Here is a 17,702-nt window from a genome sequence, read left to right as displayed (position 1 = left end):
CGAGCTGGCCCACCAGCCGCCCCTCATCCGGCCCTCTGCACCACCTCCTCCGAATGGGAGAAGGCGCACTGCATTTGGCCTCAAGGAAACCGCACACCCGCTCACGCATTGTTACATCCGCAATGGTCAAGGCCGCTCTCACGCGCTAGATCATGCTGCATGTGCGAGCGGGGCCAACCCGCCGGACGATCCGAAAAGCTCAGGGACTGCATGATGACTCAGTGGGTGTACGGCTTCGGCGGAGGCTCCGCCGACGGCGACGCGTCGATGAAGAACCTTCTCGGCGGCAAGGGCGCCAATCTGGCGGAAATGTCGTCGCTGGGTCTGCCGGTTCCTCCGGGCTTCACCGTTACCACCGAGGTCTGCACCCACTATTACGCCAACAACGAGACCTATCCGGCCGATCTGGACGCCCAGGTGCAGGCCGCCCTGGCCAAGGTCGAGGGCGTGGTCGGCAAGACGTTCGGCGATGTTGAAAACCCGCTGCTGGTCTCAGTGAGGTCGGGTGCGCGCGCGTCCATGCCGGGCATGATGGACACGGTGCTGAACCTGGGTCTGAACGACCAGACGGTCGAGGGTCTGGCGAAACTGTCGGGCGACCGCCGCTTCGCCTTCGACAGCTACCGCCGCTTCATCACCATGTATTCCAATGTGGTGCTGGGTCTCAGCCACGACGATTTCGAAGAGGTGCTGGACCAGCACAAGGATCGCCTGGGCGTCACGGTCGACACCGACCTGACCGCCGCCGACTGGGAGAAGGTGGTCGCCGACTACAAGGCCGTGGTCGAGCGCGAACTGGGTCACGCCTTCCCGCAGGATCCCAATGACCAGCTGTGGGGCGCCGTGGGCGCCGTGTTCGAAAGCTGGATGAACGACCGGGCGAAATTCTATCGCCGCATGCACGACATCCCCGAAAGCTGGGGCACGGCCGTCAACGTCCAGTCGATGGTGTTCGGCAACATGGGCGAGACGTCGGCGACCGGCGTGGCCTTCACCCGCAACCCCTCGACCGGCGAGGCGCGCCTGTACGGCGAGTTCCTGATCAACGCCCAGGGCGAGGACGTGGTCGCGGGCATCCGCACGCCGCAGTCCCTTACCAGGATCGGCCGCGAGGAGATGGGCGAGACCGCCCCCTCGATGGAAGAGGCCATGCCCGAGGTGTTCGCCCAGTTCGTCGACGTCGTCGGCAAGCTGGAAAGCCACTACCGCGACATGCAGGACATCGAGTTCACGGTCGAACAGGGCCGTCTGTGGATGCTGCAGACCCGCAACGGCAAGCGCACCGCCAAGTCGGCGCTGAAGGTCGCCGTGGACCTCGCCGCCGAGGGCGTGATCTCCCAGGAAGAGGCCATCAGCCGGGTCGAGCCGTCGGCGCTGGACCAGCTGCTGCACCCGACGCTGGACCCCGATGCGGCGCGCACCGTGGTCGCCGCCGGCCTGCCGGCCTCGCCCGGCGCCGCGACCGGCAAGATCGTCTTCGACGCCGACGAGGCCGAGCGCATGTCGGGTCTGGGGGAAGCGGTCATCCTGGTGCGCGAAGAGACCAGCCCCGAGGACATCCACGGCATGCATGCGGCGCGCGGCATCGTCACCGCCCGCGGCGGCATGACCAGCCACGCCGCCGTCGTGGCGCGCGGCATGGGCCGGGCCTGCGTCTCCGGCGCCGGCGAGATCCACATCGACGAGGCCAAGGGCGTCTTCACCGCGCGCGGCCGCACCTTCAAGGCCGGCGAGGTCATCACCATCGACGGCTCCAAGGGCGAGGTGCTGGACGGCGCCGTGCCGATGATCGAGCCCGAACTGACCGGCGACTTCCAGACCCTGATGGGCTGGGCCGACAAGGTGCGCCGCCTGAAGGTCCGCGCCAACGCCGAGACCCCGCTGGACGCAAAGACCGCGCGCGGGTTCGGCGCCGAGGGCATCGGTCTGTGCCGCACCGAGCACATGTTCTTCGACGACACCCGGATCGCCGCCGTGCGCGAGATGATCCTGGCCGACGACGAAAAGGGCCGTCGCGCGGCGCTGGCCAAGATTGCGCCGTTCCAGAAGTCGGACTTCGTCGAACTGTTCGAAATCATGGCCGGCCTGCCGGTGACGGTGCGCCTGCTGGACCCGCCCCTGCACGAGTTCATCCCGCACACCGAGGAAGACATCGACGCCCTGGCCGCCTCGTCGGGCATCGACGCGGAGAAGCTGAAGCGTCGCGCCAAGGAGCTGCACGAGACCAACCCGATGCTGGGCCACCGCGGCTGCCGGCTGGGCGTCGCCTATCCCGAGATCTACGAGATGCAGGTCCGCGCCATCATCGAGGCGGCGCTGGAGGTCAAGCAGAAGTCGGGTGCCGCGCCCCTGCCGGAGATCATGCACCCGCTGGTCGCCCTGGGCCTGGAGATGAAATATCTGCGCGAGCTGACCGACCGCACGGCCAAGGCGGTGTTCGAGGAGACGGGCCAGAGCCTCGACTATCTGGTCGGCACGATGATCGAACTGCCGCGCGCCGCCATCCGTGCAGGCGACTTGGCCGAATACGCCCAGTTCTTCAGCTTCGGCACCAACGACCTGACCCAGACGACGTTCGGCATCAGCCGCGACGACTCGGGCCGGTTCCTGCAGGCCTATCTGGACAAGGGCATCTTCGAAACCGATCCCTTTGTGCGTCTGGACCAGGACGGCGTGGGCGGCCTGATCGAGATCGCCGCTGAGCGCGGGCGCAAGGTCCGACCCGAGGTCAAGCTGGGCATCTGCGGCGAACATGGCGGCGACCCGTCGTCGATCGCCTTCTGCGAACAGGCGGGTCTGGATTACGTCTCCTGCTCGCCCTACCGCGTGCCGATCGCCCGTCTGGCGGCGGCCCAGGCCGCGCTGAACGTGGAGCGCGAGAAGGACCGCTAGGCCTTCTCAGCAGGACGAACCAAGGAAGGGCGGTCTCGGTCGAGGCCGCCCTTTTTGCTGCGGCGCCACAAAGTCGCCGATCTTGAAGGAACGCTGTATGTGTCCCGGCGTCCACAGGCATTCGTCGTGTTTTCGCGCCTCTGGAACAGATGACGCCGTAACCTATTTAAGCACTCGCTGGATGGGGCTGATGATCGGCTCGGTCATCACATCTAGGAGTTAATAAGAAACAATGCGTAACATTCTTCTCGCTGCTGTCGCCGTTTCCGCAATCGCCGCTCCGGCCTTTGCTCAAACCAATCCTGAGCCGCGTGGTTACGGCTCGTTGGGCTACACTCATCTTGAAGGCGACAATGCAACGACGGGCGCCGTCACCGGTCGTCTTGGCGTCAACCTCAACCGTTACATCGCTGTGGAAACCGAAGCCTCGGTCGGCGTGAAGCATGACGACTTCACCGTCGCGGGCGTCGACGGCGAGATCAAGCACGAGTGGGACGCCGCCGGTTATGTGGTCGGCAAGGTGCCGGTCTCTGACAAGCTGGAACTGTTCGCACGCGGCGGCTACGGCCACACCGAGCTGAAGCAGAAGTTCCCGGGCGCCAACACCGATGTGGGCGGCGACAGCTGGAACTACGGCGCCGGCGCCAACTACTATCTGGACGGCGTCAACGGCGTGCGCGCCGACTGGACCCGTCGCGACTACCGCGACAACGGTGGTGAAGCCGACGCCTATTCGGTCAGCTACATCCGTCGCTTCTGATCTGATCGATCAGTCCTAATGACGAAGGCGCGCTCCGCAGGGAGCGCGCCTTTTTCGTTCAGAACCGTGAAATCAGCCGAAGTCGCCGGCCAGGGCCCAGCGCTGCGAGCCTTCGCCGAATGGGCGAACGAACCAGTCGCGATAGTATTCGAACGTCTCGATGATCTTTTGGCGAAGATCGGGCGGGTTGACCGCCTCGCCGCGCTGGCGCTTCATCGCCGCCACGCAATCGACCACCATGTTCTGATGCGCCGAGCCACCCATGCTCTTCAACACGGTGGCGATATCATGAGCCAAGCTTTCCAAAACCTGCTTGGGCGTCTTGTGAGCCATCTGGGACATCCCCTGTTCTCGACAGGAGAATGGGTGACAAAAAGTCGTGAAAGATTCAAGCGTGGCCGGGCGAGAATCATCATGGATGCGAATTAACCTGACATAACGCGGGTCGCGCGGTTTGGTTCTCGCAAGGGAGAAAACCATGACGAATTTCGATCCGGCGGCCGCGACGGCCCAGTGGCTGGCGACCCTGTCGCCCCAGGAAACGGCCCGCGCCATCGCCTATACCCACGGTTCGCACTGGCTGATCCTGTGGAGCTTCCTGGTCTCGGCCATGGTCGCCTGGATCATCGTGCGCACTGGTCTGCTGGTCGCGATCCGCAGCCGGATCGAACGTCGCCGTCGTCGGCCGGTCCTGGCCAGTTTCGTCGTCGCCGCGGTCTATTCGGCCATGAGCTGGGCGCTGACCCTGCCGTGGTCGATCTATCAGGGCTGGTGGCGAGAGAAACAGTATGGGCTGACCAGCCAGGCCCTGGGCGGCTGGCTGGGCGAGGCCGTGATCGGCGCGGCCATCTCGGTGGTGGCGACCTCGCTGCTGCTGGTGGCGATCTATGCCCTGATCCGACGTGCGCGTCGGTTCTGGTGGGCCTGGGCGGCCGGCGTGACGGCGGCCTTCATCGTCATCGGTCTGGTGCTCGCACCCTTGCTGATCGAGCCGATTTTCAACACCTATACGCCCGCACCGAACGGGCCGGTGCGCGACGCCGTCGTGACCTTGGCCAAACAGACCGGCACGCCGTCGGACAAGATCTTCATCTACGACGGCTCCAAACAGTCCGACCGCTATACCGCCAATGTCTCGGGCCTGTTCGGCACGGCGCGGGTGGCGATGAGCGACACCATGTTCAAACAGGGCGCGGATCTGGCCGAGGTGCGCGGCGTGGTCGGCCATGAGATGGGCCACTATGTCCGGGCGCACATTCTCTGGACCGTCGGCATTCTGGTCCTGTTGTCGGTGCTGGCCTTCTGGCTGACCGACCGGCTGTATCCAGTGGCGCATCGTCTGCTGAGGGCGGATCGCGTGGGCGACATCTCCGACCCTGCGGGCCTGCCGGTCCTGGCCCTGGTGCTGGCCTTCCTGGGCGTGCTGGGCACCCCGGTCTTCGCCACCATGACCCGCACGATGGAGGAGGACGCCGACCACTTCTCGCTGGTTCACGCCAATGAACCGGACGGTCTGTCCAAGGCCCTGATCAAGACCGCCGAATACCGCGCCCCGTCACCGTCGGCGATCGAGGAGTTCCTGTTCTACGATCACCCCAGCGTCGAGAACCGCATCCGCCGCGCCATGGAATGGAAGGCGACGCATCCGCCACGCGACGGGGCCGAGCAACCGACACGCCCGTAAAGCATTGAAGGCTCCGCCATTCCAAGCGGAGCCTTCGCCCCATGATCGACCTCTATCGCGGCCTCGGCCTGGGCGTTCCGGCCCTGATGGACATCGCGCCCCTGATCGCGCGGGTCGTGGTCGGCGGAATGTTTTTCCTGTCCGGCTTCTACAAGCTGTTTACCCCCGCCCAAGCCGAGAAGATGAGCAAGACGATGGTCGAGGCCGGCATCGCCGCGCCGCGCCAGACCGCCAAGTTCGTCTCGGTGTGCGAATTCGCCTTCGGCGCCCTGCTGATCATGGGCCTGTTCACCAGCTTGGCGGCCCTTGTGCTGCTGATCATCAGCCTGGTCGCCCTGGTGACGGTGGCGTCAAAATCGGTGGAGGGGACCAGCCTCGGCTATCGCCTCTCCAGCTATTTCGACCTGCCCGAGACCCTGCTGATGGTCATCCTGATCTGGCTGATCGCCAATGGACCGGGGCTGTGGAGCCTGGACTTCGTCCTGTTCCTGCCCCGGCTTTAAGACTTCAGGCGGCGCGCTTCCTGACGAAAACCGTCCCGGCCGAATAGCCGGCGCCGAAGCTGCAGATCAGCCCCGTATCGCCCGCCTCGAACCCGTCGTTGTGCAGGTGGAAGGCGATGATCGACCCGGCCGAGGAGGTGTTGGCGTATTCGTCCAGGATGATGACGTTCTCATCCGCCGAGGGCTCGCGACCCAGCACCTTCTTGCCGATCATCGTGTTCATGTTGATGTTGGCCTGGTGCAGCCAAAGGCGCTTTAGCTCGTGCGGATCCAGGCCTAGTTCGCCGGCGTGATCCACGATCATGTCCGACACCATTGGTACCACGTCGCGGAAGACCTTGCGGCCCTGCTGGATGAACAGCTTGTCGTTCTGAATGCTGTCGTCGGCCTCGGGGCTGTCCAGATGCGCGGTGTCGCGCGCATTGCGGTTCAAGAAGCCGAAGTTGTTGCGGATGTTGTTCGAGAAGGTCGTCTTCAGCCGCGTGCCCAGCACGTCCCAGCCGCCCGGCCCCGCCGTATCCGACGACTCCACGATCACCGCGGTGGCCACGTCGCCGAAGATGAAGTGGCTGTCGCGGTCGGTGAAGTTCAGGTGGGCCGAACAGACCTCCGGATTGACCATCAGCACCGCCTTGACCGAGCCGCCGGCGATGAAGTCCGCCGCCGTCTTGATGCCGAAGGTCGCCGAGCTGCACGCTACATTCATGTCGAAGGCGAAGCCCTCGATGCCCAGGGCCTGCTGAACCTCGATGGCCATGGCCGGATAGGCGCGCTGCATGTTCGATGCGGCGCACAGGACGGCGCCGATTTCGGAAACCGGTTTGCCCCAGGCCTCAATCGCCTGACGCGCGGCCTTGACCGCCATCTCGGCCAGGATCGAGATTTCGTCGTTGGAGCGTTCGGCCAGGTTCGGCGCCATCCGCTCGGGATCGATGATCCCGGCCTTGTCCAGCACGAACCGGCTCTTGATGCCCGAGGCCTTTTCGATGAACTCGGGCGAGGAGTGCGACTTGGCCTCCAGCTCGCCAGCCTCGATCTGAGCGGCATGGCGGGCGTTCCAGCCGTCGGCCCAGGTATTGTAGCTGTCGACCAGTTCGGCGTTCGAGACGGACTGTTCGGGGGTGAAGAGGCCGGTGGCGGCGATGACGGCGTGGGTCACTTTGGTTTTTGTTCCTATCGCTCGGCCCGCGGGACCTTGCTGCTTGAGGACAGTCCGTTTCCTATCAGAACGCGTCAATAGGACGGCGGCGGCTTGCGGTCGAGACTGGCGATGACGCCGGCGGCCCAGCGCTGCAGCTGACCGCGCGGCGCCTTGGGCGTCGGCTGGTCGCGCGCGGCGATCAGCCGGTCCACCAGATCCTCGGCCTCGCAGGGCCAGCCCTCGGGCGTGACATACAGGGGGTAGGCGATCAGGGCGGCGTGGACCAGGTGATCGACGCCGGCGCGGCGGCTGCGGCGCTCGAACGTCAGCCGGTCGTCAGTCAGCCCCCATCCGGCATAGAAGGGCCGGCCATAGACCGACACCGCCTTGCCTCGCATCAGGGCCTCGAACCCGGTCAGGGAGGTCAGGGTCGCCACCCGGCGACAGGCGTTCAGACAGTCCACGATATCCAGCCCGTCGCCCACGGCATCGACCGAGGCCATGGCTCCCGCGTCCAGCCGCCCCGGCCGGTTACCCGCCAGCACGTCGGGGTGATTGCGATAGACCAGAAAGGCGTCCGGATGATCGCGCCGCGCCGCCTCCACCAGGGCCGAGTTGGTGTTCAGATCCGGCGCACAGCCCAGCAGAATCGACTTGTCGTTCTCGACCTGGCCGACCACCAGCAGGATGTCGCGATCAACGGGCCAGTCCGTCGGCGCCTGGCCCCTAAGATTGTATTTCGACAGGCCCGCATCGACCACGCGCGTCCGCAGCTCGGCGGCCCGCGCCAGCTGAGCCGGCGACAGGTCCGAGGTCTCGATCAGGGTCTCCAGCCGCGAGGGCTGCGACGGATCGTAATAGACCCCCTGATCGTCCAGCGCGACCGACAGGGCGCCGACGAAATCGGACCCCAGGCCCCGCGAACGGATGAAGCCGTCCTCCATCCGTACAGTCGGGCCGCTAAAAGCCGCCGCCGCCTGACGCGTCGCCTCGCTCTCCTTGCCCGCCCACCAAATCAGCCGCCCATCGGTCGCCTTGGCGTGGGCGGCGGCGCGCGACGGCGACATGAAATAGCGCATCGACGCCTTGGGCGAGTTCAGCAAGCGGCGCACCGGCGGGCGTTTGGCCGGCGCGAACCCCACCGCCGACCACGAACCCGCCAGCCGGTCGGCCCGGTCGCGCAGGGCGATCAGCCGCTCCAGCGCCTGTTCGGCCTCGCACCTTTCGCCCGTCACCGGATCGACATAGCGGCTGTAGGCGATCAGGGCGGCCGCCGCGACCTGTTCGATCGACCGCGAGACGCCGCGCCGTCCCGTCTGAATCGCATCGGTCGTCAGACCCCAGCCGGAATAGAAGGACGCCCCGAAACACCGCACCGGCAGGCCGCGCAACAGCGCCTCGAACCCCAGCGCCGAGGTGACGCAATAGACCGCATCCACCGCCGCCAGCAGCTCGGCGGGCCGTACATCCGTATCGACCAGGGTGACGCCCCTCAGGTCCGTCACGCAGCCGCGTTTTTTCCCCGCCGCCACGGCCGGATGGCGTTTGACGATCAACTGGGCGTCCGGTTCGTCGCGCCGGGCGGCGGCGATCATCTCGTCAAAGCTCTGAGCCGTCGCGAGGCCACAGGCGATGGAGGCGTCGCCGAACGTCTGGTCCACGATCAGCACGCGCCGACCGGGCTTCAGCAGGTCCACATCCAGCGGCCCGCCCATGTTTGTCTTGGACACGCCGGACGCCACGATCCGGTCGATCAGCACGCGCGCCCGCGCTGTCATGGCCGCGTCGCACCAGTCGTCGGCGTTCTGGATCAGATGCTCCAGCCGGCTGGGCCGCGTCGCATCGTAATAGACGCCCAGATCATCGACGATCAGGCTGAGGCTGGTCGCGCCCGCCTCGCCTATGCCGACCGAACGCAAAAACCCGTCCTCCAGCGCCACATAGGGTCGCCCGGTCTTCTCGGCCCACTGTCGCCCCGCCGCCGCCGTCGGCTTCATCCCCCAGCCCAGCACCGCCTGCACGTCCTCCCCCGGCAGGCGACGCAGGTCATAGTCAGCCAGAAACACGTCGAGGAACGGGACCTTCAGCACGCCGGGCGCACAGACCCAGGCCGGGATTCTCGAAGGCGTGTCGTAGGGTAGGGGCAAGGCGGGTCCGCTGAGGTTTGACGCGAGCTTTACGGCGGTTGCGTCGACGCGACTAGGCCCGACGCTTCCGTCTCCTCCCCACTTCATGGGGAGGTGGCGCGGCGCTCTTGCGCCGTGACGGAAGGGTTCTTCAAATCATCCCAGGCGTTAGTGGGACATCAAAAGCCCCTCCACCGCTTCGCGGTCCCCCTCCCCAGGAGTGGGGAGGAGACAGGCGGTCAACTCGCTCGCGCCAGCAGCGCCTTCGCCTGTTCCAGATGCAGCCGTTCGACCATCGCCCCGTTCACGCGGATCGCGCCCTGACCGTCGGCGGCTGGCGCGGCGAAGGCGGCGACGATCGCTCGCGCATCGGCGATCTCGGCTTCGGACGGCGAGAAGGCGGCGTTGGCGGCCGCGATCTGCGACGGGTGGATCAGGCTCTTGCCGTCGAACCCATACAGTCGCCCCTGCAATGCTTCGGCCGCCAGGCCTTCAGCATCGTCGATCCGGTTGAACACGCCGTCGATGGCCAACAAGCCGTTGGCGCGCGCGGCGGCGACCAGCATGGCCAGCCACGGCTTGAACGGTTCGCGATCCGGCGAAGCCCCGGTCCCCAGCGCCTTGGCCAGGTCGTTGACCCCCAGCATCAGCCCGTCCAGCGCCCCATCTGCGGATGCGATGTCGGCCAGGGCCATCAGCGCGCGCGGCGTTTCGATCATGGCCCACAGGGCGCAGCGCTTGGCCAGGCCGGCGGACAGGGCGTGCACGGCCTCGGGCGTCTCCACCTTGGGTGCGACGATCAGCGTGGCCCCCGCCGCCTTCATCGCCGTCAGGTCGTCCAGCCCCCAGTCGGTGTCCAGACCATTGATCCGCACGCCCAGGCGCGGCCCGAACCCGCCAGCCCGAACCGCCGCGACGGCGGCGTCGCGAGCGTCAGCCTTGGCCTCGGGCGCCACGGCGTCTTCCAGGTCCAGCACGGCGACATCGCAATCCAGCGTCCGGGCCTTCTCGATCGCCCGCGCATTGGAGGCGGGCAGATAAAGGACGCTGCGGACCCGGTCGCTGCGCATCAGACGCGGCCCGTGACGGGCACCAGGGCGCCGGTCATGGCCCGGCTCTCGGGCGAGGCCAGGAACAGGATCACCGCGGCCAGATCGGCCGGCGCGACCCAGGTCGCCGGGTCGGCGTCGGGCATCTCCTTGCGGTTCGCCGGCGTGTCGATGATCGACGGCAGGACGGCGTTGACCGTCACCTTTGTCGTCTTCAACTCCTCCGCCAGCGCCTGGGTCAGGGCGTGGACCCCGGCCTTGGCCGCGCCATAGGCCCCCATGCCGGCCCCGGCCTTCAACGCGGCGGCCGAGCCGACGTTGACGATCCGACCCTCGGGCGAGGCCTTCAGCGCATCCAGCGCCGCGCGGCTGGCGTTGACGGCGGTGGTGACGTTCAGCGCATGCATCCGGTCCCACGCCGGTTCCGCATCGTCGGTTGTCTGCCAGACGAAGCCGCCGGCGATGTTCAGCAGGGCGTCCAGCCGCCCGAACCGGGCGATCACCGCGTCGACGGCCTTTTGCGCCTGGCCGGCGTCCGTCAGATCGACCCCGCCGATCTCCAGCACGCCGTCGGGCACGGCATGGCCCGAGGCATGGTCGATCACCGCGACCTGCCAGCCGCCTTTCAGCGCCGCCTCCAGCACCGCCCGGCCCAGGACGCCGTGTCCGCCGGTGATTGCGACTGTTCGCTGCGTCATCCGATCCTCCATGTCGCCGGGGACCATAGAGCCGGCTGCGGCCGGATCAACCGGCCCCGATCAAGCGTCGGCGAACACCTTCGCCATCAACCGCTCCAGCGCCTCCTGATCGTCCGTATCGAAGGCGGCCGGCGTCGTCGCATCCACGTCGAACACCGCGATCAGCGCGCCCGCGGCGTCGCGCACGGGCACCACGATCTCGCTGGCCGAACGGCTGTCGCAGGCGATGTGGCCGGGGAAGGCGTGCACATCCTCGACCAACTGGGTCTGGCCCGTCGCCGCCGCCGCGCCGCATACTCCGCGTCCGAACGCGATGCGCAGGCACCCCAGCGTGCCCTGATAAGGCCCGACCACCAGTTCGTCGGTCTTGTCCGGCGCGACGACATAGAAGCCGGTCCAGAAATAGTGCTCGAACGCATCGGCCAGCATCGACGCCACCGTCGCCATTCGCGCCGTTACATTCGGCTCGCCGTCGAGCACGGCCAGGACTTCCGTCTCGACCTCCAGATAGCGCGCCGCCTTGTCGGCGGGACGATCGTTGCGGGCGACATAGGCCATGGAAAACCTCCGGAGCGGGACAGGCTGGCGATATAGGCGAGCGGCCGGCCGAAGGGGAGGGGCGCCATCATTCGCCGCCGCTTCGCCGGGAACGCCTCCATGCGCCCCGGTGTTGGCGCTGGGAGACAACGACGGAGGCTCGCGTGACATCCACCCCTTCACGACCGCTCAGCCTGATCGCCGCCCTGATGCTGTCGGCCGCCGCGGCCGCCTGCGGTCAGGACGCCGGCGCGCCTGGACCAGCTAACGCGACGCAGCCGCCCGCGTCATCCGCGCCCGAGCCGATGGCGCCGCCTCCGGAACCGGCGAAGACCGGCGCAAGCCCCGCCGCTTCGTCATCAGAACCCACGACCCCCACGGCCTCGCGCAAGTCGTGTTATCTTTCGGTCGATGGTAAGGTTCTGCTCGACGAGCCGTGCCTCGTCTATCCGTTCGGCGACGGCGGCTACACGATGAACGCCTGGTCCGAGGGCAAGCCCAAGAACTCCCATTTCGCCGTCGTCGTCCTGATGGCCGACGGCTCGGCCGACGCCACCTGGAACGCCGACCCCGACGACGACAAGGCCGGCGATCGCTTGGGGACCGTGCGCCTGGACGGCGACTGCTGGATCAACGACCGCGCGCGCATCTGCGTGCGGTAATCACGCGCCACGCCACCTGCCAAAGGCGCGCCCGGCGCCTCAAGCTTGAGCGCAAGAGATTGGTTTATCCCAAACAATCCGGCTGGGACGAAACGTCCCAAGGCTAAAATGTGGTTGACGACAACGCGAAACACCTTCGATTTGTGCGTCGGAGTTGCGTCGCGGGGGCGCAGTAGAGTCGTCGGCCGCAGGCCGCAGGGGGTAGGTTTTGAGTTTCAGTTTCAAGGGCGGTCTGCTGGCCGCAGCGGCAGGCGTCGCGATCATGGTGGGCACGACGGCGGCGGCGCAGACCGCTCCGGCTCCCACGGCCCCGGCCGGCGGCTTCTACATGGCCAACGGCACGCGCACGACGAACTATCAAACGGCCATCGCGTCCTGGCGCGCGGACAGCCAGTTCGCGGTCGATTATTCCAAGGGCTTCCTGGGGCTGGAGCACGCCTACGCCATGGGCCTGAGCGGGCGCGGACAGACCGTGGGGGTCAATGACGCCGGCGTTTACATGGCCCACCCCCTGTTCGGATCGGCCGGCAAGGTGACAGGCCTGCGTAGCCAGGCGGTCGCCGGCTATGGCAACGACGGCATGATCAATCCGCGTCGCCAGTGGGAAGGTCACGGCACCCACGTGTCCGGCACCATCGCCGGCGATCGCGTGGCGGGCCAGCCGATGTTCGGCAACGCCTTCAACGCCAAGCTTTACGCCGCCACCGCCAACTTCTCGGCCGGCGACTTCCTCTGGTACAAGGACGCGATCATCGACGGAAAGATCGTCGCCACCCAGAACCAGAACATCGTCGACCTGGCCAATACCGGCCAGGTGCGCATCATCAACAACAGCTGGGGCAGCGGCAACTCCCTGCCGTTCAACGCCTCGCTGCCGACCGTGCTGGCGTCGTTCAATCGCAACTACGGCGACTTCTACAAACCGGTTTTGGACAAGGACGTTCTGGTCGTCTTCTCGGCCGGCAACGGCTATGGCGTCCACGCCGGGATCGATGCGGCCGCACCGCTGAACGATCCGCGTCTGCGCTCCAACTGGCTGTCGGTCGCCAACTATTCCAGCTTCACCGCCGCCGACCCCTCGACCAGCTTCTGCGGTCAGACGGCGACCTGGTGCGTCGCTGGACCGGGTTCGGCCGTCGTCTCGTCGGTGCCCGCTTATACGATGGACCGGGCGGGCATCCTGGCCCTCTATCCGCGCGCCAACTACGCCAGCCTGTATTCCGCGACTACGGTTACCGCCCTTCAAACCGCGTCGGTGAACCAGTTCATCGGCGTTCTAAACGCCTATTTGGCCGCTCGCGCCTCTGGTGGCCCGACCTACAATGAAGACGCATGGCGCCGCGAAGTCGGACGTCAGGCGGCCGCCATCACCTTGGTTTCGGGGGCGCGGCTGGGTGATCCGGACGGCTTCACCTCCGTTCTGGCAGGGCTACTGACCTCGACCAACAACATGGCGCTGCTGACCCCGGCCTTCTCGGGCGCGGTTTTGCAGTACGCCAATGACGAGCTTCAGCGCGTGCTGAACCAGTACATCAAATATACGGGCGGCGGTTATGCGGCCTACACCGGCACGTCGATGGCGGCGCCGAACATCTCGGGCTTCGCGGCCCTGCTGATGGAGAACTTCCCCGAATATTCGACGGCGCTGATCTCGGACATTCTGGTGTCCAGCTCCAAGGATCTGGACACGCCGGGTGTCGATCTGCGCTCGGGCTGGGGTGCCCCGCAAATGGACGTGGCCCTGCGCGGACCGACGGCGCTGCGCGACACCCGCGACGTCACCGTCGCCGTGGGCACGGTCGATATCTGGAGCAACAACATCGGCGATGCGCGCGACCGCTATTCGGCCGAGGTCAAGGCCAACTTCGGCAATGACATCGGCGGTCTGGTCAAAAAGGGCGGCGGTCAGCTGATCCTGACGGGCGCCAACGACTACAGCGGCCCGACCCGGGTCGAGGGCGGCCTTCTGACGATCAACGGCAGCCTGCTGCGCTCCAGCGCCACCGTCGGCGGCGTCGGCATGATCGGCGGCACCGGTCGACTGGCGAACCTGACGGCGGAAAGCGGCGGCGTGGTGTCGCCCGGCGACGGCGTCAATCCGTTCGGAACCCTGACGGTCGCCGGCAACCTGAACTTCAAGCCGGGCTCATTCCTGTGGATTCGCTCCAGCGTGAACGGCGCGGCCTATTCTCGCCTGAACGTGGGCGGCACGACCAAGATCGACGGCGGCCAAGTGATCCTGAAGGCCGACAACGGCGAATGGAATCTGCGCACGCGGATGAACATCATTAACTCGACCGGTGCGGTGACGGGCACGTTCAGCGGCGCCCAGAGCGATCTGGCCTTCCTGGCCCCGGTGCTGACCTATTCGACCAACGGCGTGGTCCTGACGGTGCGGCGCAACGACGTGACCGTGGCTTCGCTGGGCCGCACGGACAACCAGCAGTCGGTCGGCGGCGCGCTGGACGTCATGATCAACAACACCGCGACCGGGACCAACCGCGATCTGTCGCTGGAAAACGCCCTGCTGGACGCCAGCGTGCCTGCGGTTCAGGGCGCGCTCAGCGGCCTGACGGGCGAGGTCCACGCCACCCTGGGCGGCCTGGCTGTTTCGGATGCCCGCGTCATCCGCGACGCCATGTCCGAGCGCGGACGCAGCCAGGGCGGCGCGGCCACCTACGTCGGCAACGGCGTGTCGGTCTGGGGCAGCGGGGTCTTCGGCAACGGCCGGGGCTCGGCGCATGACGGCCTCGCGGGCTTCCGCAACGAAGCCTCCGGCTATCTGGTCGGGGCCGAGAAGGCGTTGGCGAACGACGTCCACGTCGGCGTTTCGCTGGGCGAAACCCGCTCGGAACTGCGCTCGCCGCGTCTCAGCTCGACCGGCCGGGTCACCAGCGAGCAGATCGGCGTCTATGGCGGCGCCGGCGTCGGCGACTTCCAGATCCGCGTCGGCGGATCGTGGGCCAGCGCCGATGTCCGCACGGATCGTACGGCCCAGCTGAACGCCTTCACCAACGCCCTGGTCGGCGACTACGACGGCGACGTCTGGCAGGCCTATGGCGAGGTGGCGTGGAGCCGCGCTGTCGGCGGCACGATGTTCGAGCCCTACGCCGGCTACAGCCACGTCGAATACGACGCCGACGTCGTTGAGACGGGCGGCGACGCCGCTCTGTCGGGCAATGTGAAGCAAAAGGCCGATCTGCTGACCGCCGGCTTCCGCACCCGCACCGTGCTGGCGGGCGGCGAGGGGCGTGCGCGTCTGTCGGCCGTGACCCACCTGGCCTACACCCACGACCTGAACGGGGACGGGCCGGTCTTCGACGCCGCCTTCGCCGACGGTCCGCGCTTCCTGATCGACGGAGCCAATCCTGGCGACGACGTGATCTCGGGCGGCTTGGGCTTCAACATCCAGGCGACCGAACGCACCGCGATCGAGCTGGGCTACACCGGCCTCTACAAGGACGAGTATCGCGATAACCGCATCTATGGCCGGTTCAGCGTCAGGTTCTGATCTGACGACAGGATAAGACGGCGGCGGCCCCGATCGACGATCGGGGCCGTTGTTTTTTGCGCCTAGTTCGTCTGGGCGGACAGGGCGTCGTTGTCCTTGGTGAACGGTCGATCCCGCTCGGCCGTGCGGTTTTCGATCCAGACGCCCCTGCGCCCCGTCACCCGCTCCACCGCCTCCATCGCGCTGCGAATGAAGACGGCCGGGCTTTCCACTTCATCGGAGCGTCGAACGGGTATCGCCGGATCGCCCTCCAGCAGGGTCGAGGCATAGACGTTCAACTGATGTCCCCGGCGCCGTCCATCGCGATACGGAAACAGGCACAGTGTGTAGTGCTGCTCGATCCGCGCCTGCACACGCTGGGCGGCCTCGGCGCGCCAGCTCGCGCCCGTGCACACCACCGTTCGCGGCGCGCTCAGCCATCCGGCCGGCGCGCGTGTCGCCGGGCCTTGCAGACCAAAGGCGCTCTGCGCAGTCGGATCGACCAGAGTGAAGCGACCGGGCGAACGCGGCGCATCGCCCATGTTCAGCTGACGATAGTTCGCTTGCACCGGCAGGCGATCGAGATGGCGCTGCAGGGCTCGCGCGATTTCACGACCGCTGCGCGACGTCTGGAAATCCACGATCGCATAGGCTTGATCGATGCTTTGCCGATCCGCCCGCACGGACTGAGCCGCAGCGCCGGACGCCTGACCCAGCATAATCAGCGCCACAAACGCCACAGACCGTCGAGAGATCGCCATAGGCCATGACGTTCACGACCGACTGATCTGTCAAGGAGTGCCTCGATATGGGTTTCGGGACCACTTGAAACCGGATCGAGCGCTGAGCGAATTTGCACAGACTTTCTGCGACCAAAAATCCGCTGATCACTGGACAATGCTTCAACCGGTTTTGGATCTGGGTCGGCTGTAGTGCGGCCCGGCGCCAAGAGAGGGAACCCCTCGAAGGCTGCCTCAGTCTGACATGCATTGGCTGAGTTTAGGCGGCTAAGCGAATGCGATCCCCTACGCGCTAATCCACCTCGTCGCCGACAGGCTGGTGGGTGAAGCCCTTTGCCCCGCTCAAAGACTTGGCGTCACGGCTGATTTCGACGTCGCTTTCGGCATAGGCGATCAGCAGGCGCGACAGGTCTTCCAGCGCGCTTTCGTGAATGCGTTCATAGCCGTGGCTGGCGTCGATGCCGAAGGTGACCAGGGCGGTCCGGATGTCGGCGCCGGCTTCCAGAGCCGAAGCCGAGTCCGAGCGATAGTATCGGAAGACGTCCTTCTGGTGCGGGATGTCGTGGTCGCGGGCCAGTTGAACCAATTTGCGTGACAGGTGCCAGTCGAAGGGGCCTGTCTGGTCGGCCATGGCGATGGTGACGCCGAACTCCGACGAGTTCTGGCCGGGTGCGGTCGTGCCGTTGTCGACCGTCACCATGGCGGCGACATCCGGGATCAGCACGGACGAGGCGCCCAGCCCGACCTCCTCGGCGATCGTGAACAGCCACCAGGTATCGACCGTCGGCGTGCGATCTTCGCGGATCATGCATTCCAGCGCGGCCAAAAGGGTGGCGACGCCCGCCTTGTCGTCCAGATGGCGCGAGACGACGAAGCCGGTATCGATGAACTCGGGCTGCGGATCGATGGCGACGATGTCGCCTACATCCACGCCCAGGGCCAGGGTGTCTTCGCGGCCGTGGGTCACGGCGTCGATGCGCAGTTCGACCTGGGCCCAGTTCACCGGCTGGGTGTCGACCTCTTCGTTGAAAGTATGGCCCGACGCCTTCAACGGCAGGATGGTGCCGCGATAGGCGCCGGCCTCGGAGAAGATCGTCGCCCGCGCACCCTCGGCGAAACGCGACGACCAGTGACCGATCGCGACCAACTCCAGCCGGCCGTTCGCCTTCACCTGTTTGACCTGCGCGCCCAGGGTGTCGACGTGGGCGACGATGGCGCGCGCCGGTTTTGGCGTCCGGCCCGGCAAGCGTGCGCGAAGGGCGCCGCGGCGGGTCATCTCATAGTCGAGGCCCAGCCGCTCCAGTTCGCGGCACAAGAGCCAGACCGCCTCGTCCGTATAGCCGGTCGGGCTGGGCGTGTTCAGCAGGTCGGCCAAACGGGCCTTCAGGTAGTCGAGGTCTATCGCGGGGCGGGCCAAGGG

The 17,702-nt window shown here is 66.7% G+C and carries 14 protein-coding genes; 6 read left to right on the top strand and 8 right to left on the bottom strand.

The window, feature by feature from the left end; genetic code table 11:
* The first annotated feature begins 210 nt into the window (after positions 1–210).
* Both ppdK and KAK88_RS14225 read left to right on the top strand, forming a co-directional pair.
* Positions 211–2,892 carry a pyruvate, phosphate dikinase gene (gene ppdK / locus KAK88_RS14230; RefSeq protein WP_347265482.1) on the top strand — a complete coding sequence of 894 codons (2,682 nt, stop codon included), beginning with the start codon at positions 211–213 and terminating at the stop codon, positions 2,890–2,892.
* A 232-nt stretch (positions 2,893–3,124) separates the two neighbouring features.
* Positions 3,125–3,652, top strand: a complete 528-nt coding sequence (locus tag KAK88_RS14225) for a porin family protein (RefSeq protein ID WP_039244441.1) — start codon at positions 3,125–3,127, stop codon at positions 3,650–3,652.
* 72 nt (positions 3,653–3,724) lie between these two features.
* On the opposite strand, the gene KAK88_RS14220 is transcribed toward KAK88_RS14225, so the two are convergent.
* The gene (locus KAK88_RS14220; protein WP_017504786.1) at positions 3,725–3,994 is read right to left on the bottom strand and encodes a hypothetical protein; all 270 of its coding nucleotides are present in this window, start codon (positions 3,992–3,994) and stop codon (positions 3,725–3,727) included.
* A 136-nt stretch (positions 3,995–4,130) separates the two neighbouring features.
* Here KAK88_RS14220 and KAK88_RS14215 point away from each other — a divergent pair, with 136 nt between their 5' ends.
* On the top strand, positions 4,131–5,336 hold the full coding sequence (locus tag KAK88_RS14215) for a M48 family metallopeptidase (RefSeq protein WP_242077128.1): 1,206 nt from the start codon (positions 4,131–4,133) through the stop codon (positions 5,334–5,336).
* A 41-nt stretch (positions 5,337–5,377) separates the two neighbouring features.
* A complete protein-coding gene (locus KAK88_RS14210; RefSeq protein ID WP_055805915.1) occupies positions 5,378–5,839 on the top strand; it encodes a DoxX family protein in 462 nt (153 codons plus the stop codon).
* A 4-nt stretch (positions 5,840–5,843) separates the two neighbouring features.
* Here the strand turns inward: KAK88_RS14210 and KAK88_RS14205 are convergent, their stop codons facing one another.
* The 5 genes from KAK88_RS14205 to KAK88_RS14185 all read right to left on the bottom strand — a co-directional run bounded on the left by KAK88_RS14205 (position 5,844) and on the right by KAK88_RS14185 (position 11,411).
* Complete coding sequence (locus KAK88_RS14205) at positions 5,844–6,998, bottom strand: beta-ketoacyl-ACP synthase III (protein WP_242077127.1); 1,155 nt, start codon at positions 6,996–6,998, stop codon at positions 5,844–5,846.
* 74 nt (positions 6,999–7,072) lie between these two features.
* On the bottom strand, positions 7,073–9,127 hold the full coding sequence (locus KAK88_RS14200) for a capsular polysaccharide biosynthesis protein (protein ID WP_242077126.1): 2,055 nt from the start codon (positions 9,125–9,127) through the stop codon (positions 7,073–7,075).
* 218 nt (positions 9,128–9,345) lie between these two features.
* Positions 9,346–10,176: an HpcH/HpaI aldolase/citrate lyase family protein gene (locus KAK88_RS14195; RefSeq protein WP_242077125.1), complete on the bottom strand. Its 831-nt coding sequence runs from the start codon at positions 10,174–10,176 to the stop codon at positions 9,346–9,348.
* Complete coding sequence (locus KAK88_RS14190; protein WP_242077124.1) at positions 10,176–10,853, bottom strand: SDR family NAD(P)-dependent oxidoreductase; 678 nt, start codon at positions 10,851–10,853, stop codon at positions 10,176–10,178. The genes KAK88_RS14195 and KAK88_RS14190 overlap by 1 nt, the downstream gene beginning before the upstream one ends.
* Before the next feature lie 60 nt (positions 10,854–10,913).
* On the bottom strand, positions 10,914–11,411 hold the full coding sequence (locus KAK88_RS14185) for a GAF domain-containing protein (protein ID WP_242077123.1): 498 nt from the start codon (positions 11,409–11,411) through the stop codon (positions 10,914–10,916).
* Between the two features lie 143 nt (positions 11,412–11,554).
* Here KAK88_RS14185 and KAK88_RS14180 point away from each other — a divergent pair, with 143 nt between their 5' ends.
* Together KAK88_RS14180 and KAK88_RS14175 are read left to right on the top strand one after the other, a co-directional pair.
* Entirely contained in the window at positions 11,555–12,052 is a 498-nt protein-coding gene (locus KAK88_RS14180) for a hypothetical protein (protein WP_242077122.1), read from the top strand.
* A 208-nt stretch (positions 12,053–12,260) separates the two neighbouring features.
* Positions 12,261–15,563 (top strand): S8 family serine peptidase, encoded by a 3,303-nt coding sequence (locus KAK88_RS14175; RefSeq protein WP_242077121.1) that lies wholly within the window; start codon positions 12,261–12,263, stop codon positions 15,561–15,563.
* 62 nt (positions 15,564–15,625) lie between these two features.
* Here KAK88_RS14175 and KAK88_RS14170 read toward each other — a convergent pair whose 3' ends face one another.
* Both KAK88_RS14170 and KAK88_RS14165 read right to left on the bottom strand, forming a co-directional pair.
* Positions 15,626–16,273 carry a hypothetical protein gene (locus tag KAK88_RS14170; RefSeq protein ID WP_242077120.1) on the bottom strand — a complete coding sequence of 216 codons (648 nt, stop codon included), beginning with the start codon at positions 16,271–16,273 and terminating at the stop codon, positions 15,626–15,628.
* Between the two features lie 301 nt (positions 16,274–16,574).
* Entirely contained in the window at positions 16,575–17,699 is a 1,125-nt protein-coding gene (locus tag KAK88_RS14165; protein ID WP_242077119.1) for an osmoprotectant NAGGN system M42 family peptidase, read from the bottom strand.
* Between the last annotated feature and the right edge of the window lie 3 nt (positions 17,700–17,702).

It is taken from the genome of Brevundimonas diminuta (assembly GCF_022654015.1).
Lineage (GTDB): Bacteria > Pseudomonadota > Alphaproteobacteria > Caulobacterales > Caulobacteraceae > Brevundimonas > Brevundimonas diminuta_C.
This window is presented reverse-complemented; position numbering and strand designations above follow the sequence as displayed.

What these genes read in the sequence shown, in the direction of transcription:
- ppdK (WP_347265482.1), top strand. Translation starts at nt 211, where the DNA reads ATGATGACTCAGTGGGTGTACGGCTTCGGCGGAGGCTCCGCCGACGGC.
- KAK88_RS14225 (WP_039244441.1), top strand. Translation starts at nt 3,125, where the DNA reads ATGCGTAACATTCTTCTCGCTGCTGTCGCCGTTTCCGCAATCGCCGCT.
- KAK88_RS14220 (WP_017504786.1), bottom strand. Translation starts at nt 3,994, where the DNA reads ATGTCCCAGATGGCTCACAAGACGCCCAAGCAGGTTTTGGAAAGCTTG.
- KAK88_RS14215 (WP_242077128.1), top strand. Translation starts at nt 4,131, where the DNA reads ATGACGAATTTCGATCCGGCGGCCGCGACGGCCCAGTGGCTGGCGACC.
- KAK88_RS14210 (WP_055805915.1), top strand. Translation starts at nt 5,378, where the DNA reads ATGATCGACCTCTATCGCGGCCTCGGCCTGGGCGTTCCGGCCCTGATG.
- KAK88_RS14195 (WP_242077125.1), bottom strand. Translation starts at nt 10,176, where the DNA reads ATGCGCAGCGACCGGGTCCGCAGCGTCCTTTATCTGCCCGCCTCCAAT.
- KAK88_RS14190 (WP_242077124.1), bottom strand. Translation starts at nt 10,853, where the DNA reads ATGACGCAGCGAACAGTCGCAATCACCGGCGGACACGGCGTCCTGGGC.
- KAK88_RS14185 (WP_242077123.1), bottom strand. Translation starts at nt 11,411, where the DNA reads ATGGCCTATGTCGCCCGCAACGATCGTCCCGCCGACAAGGCGGCGCGC.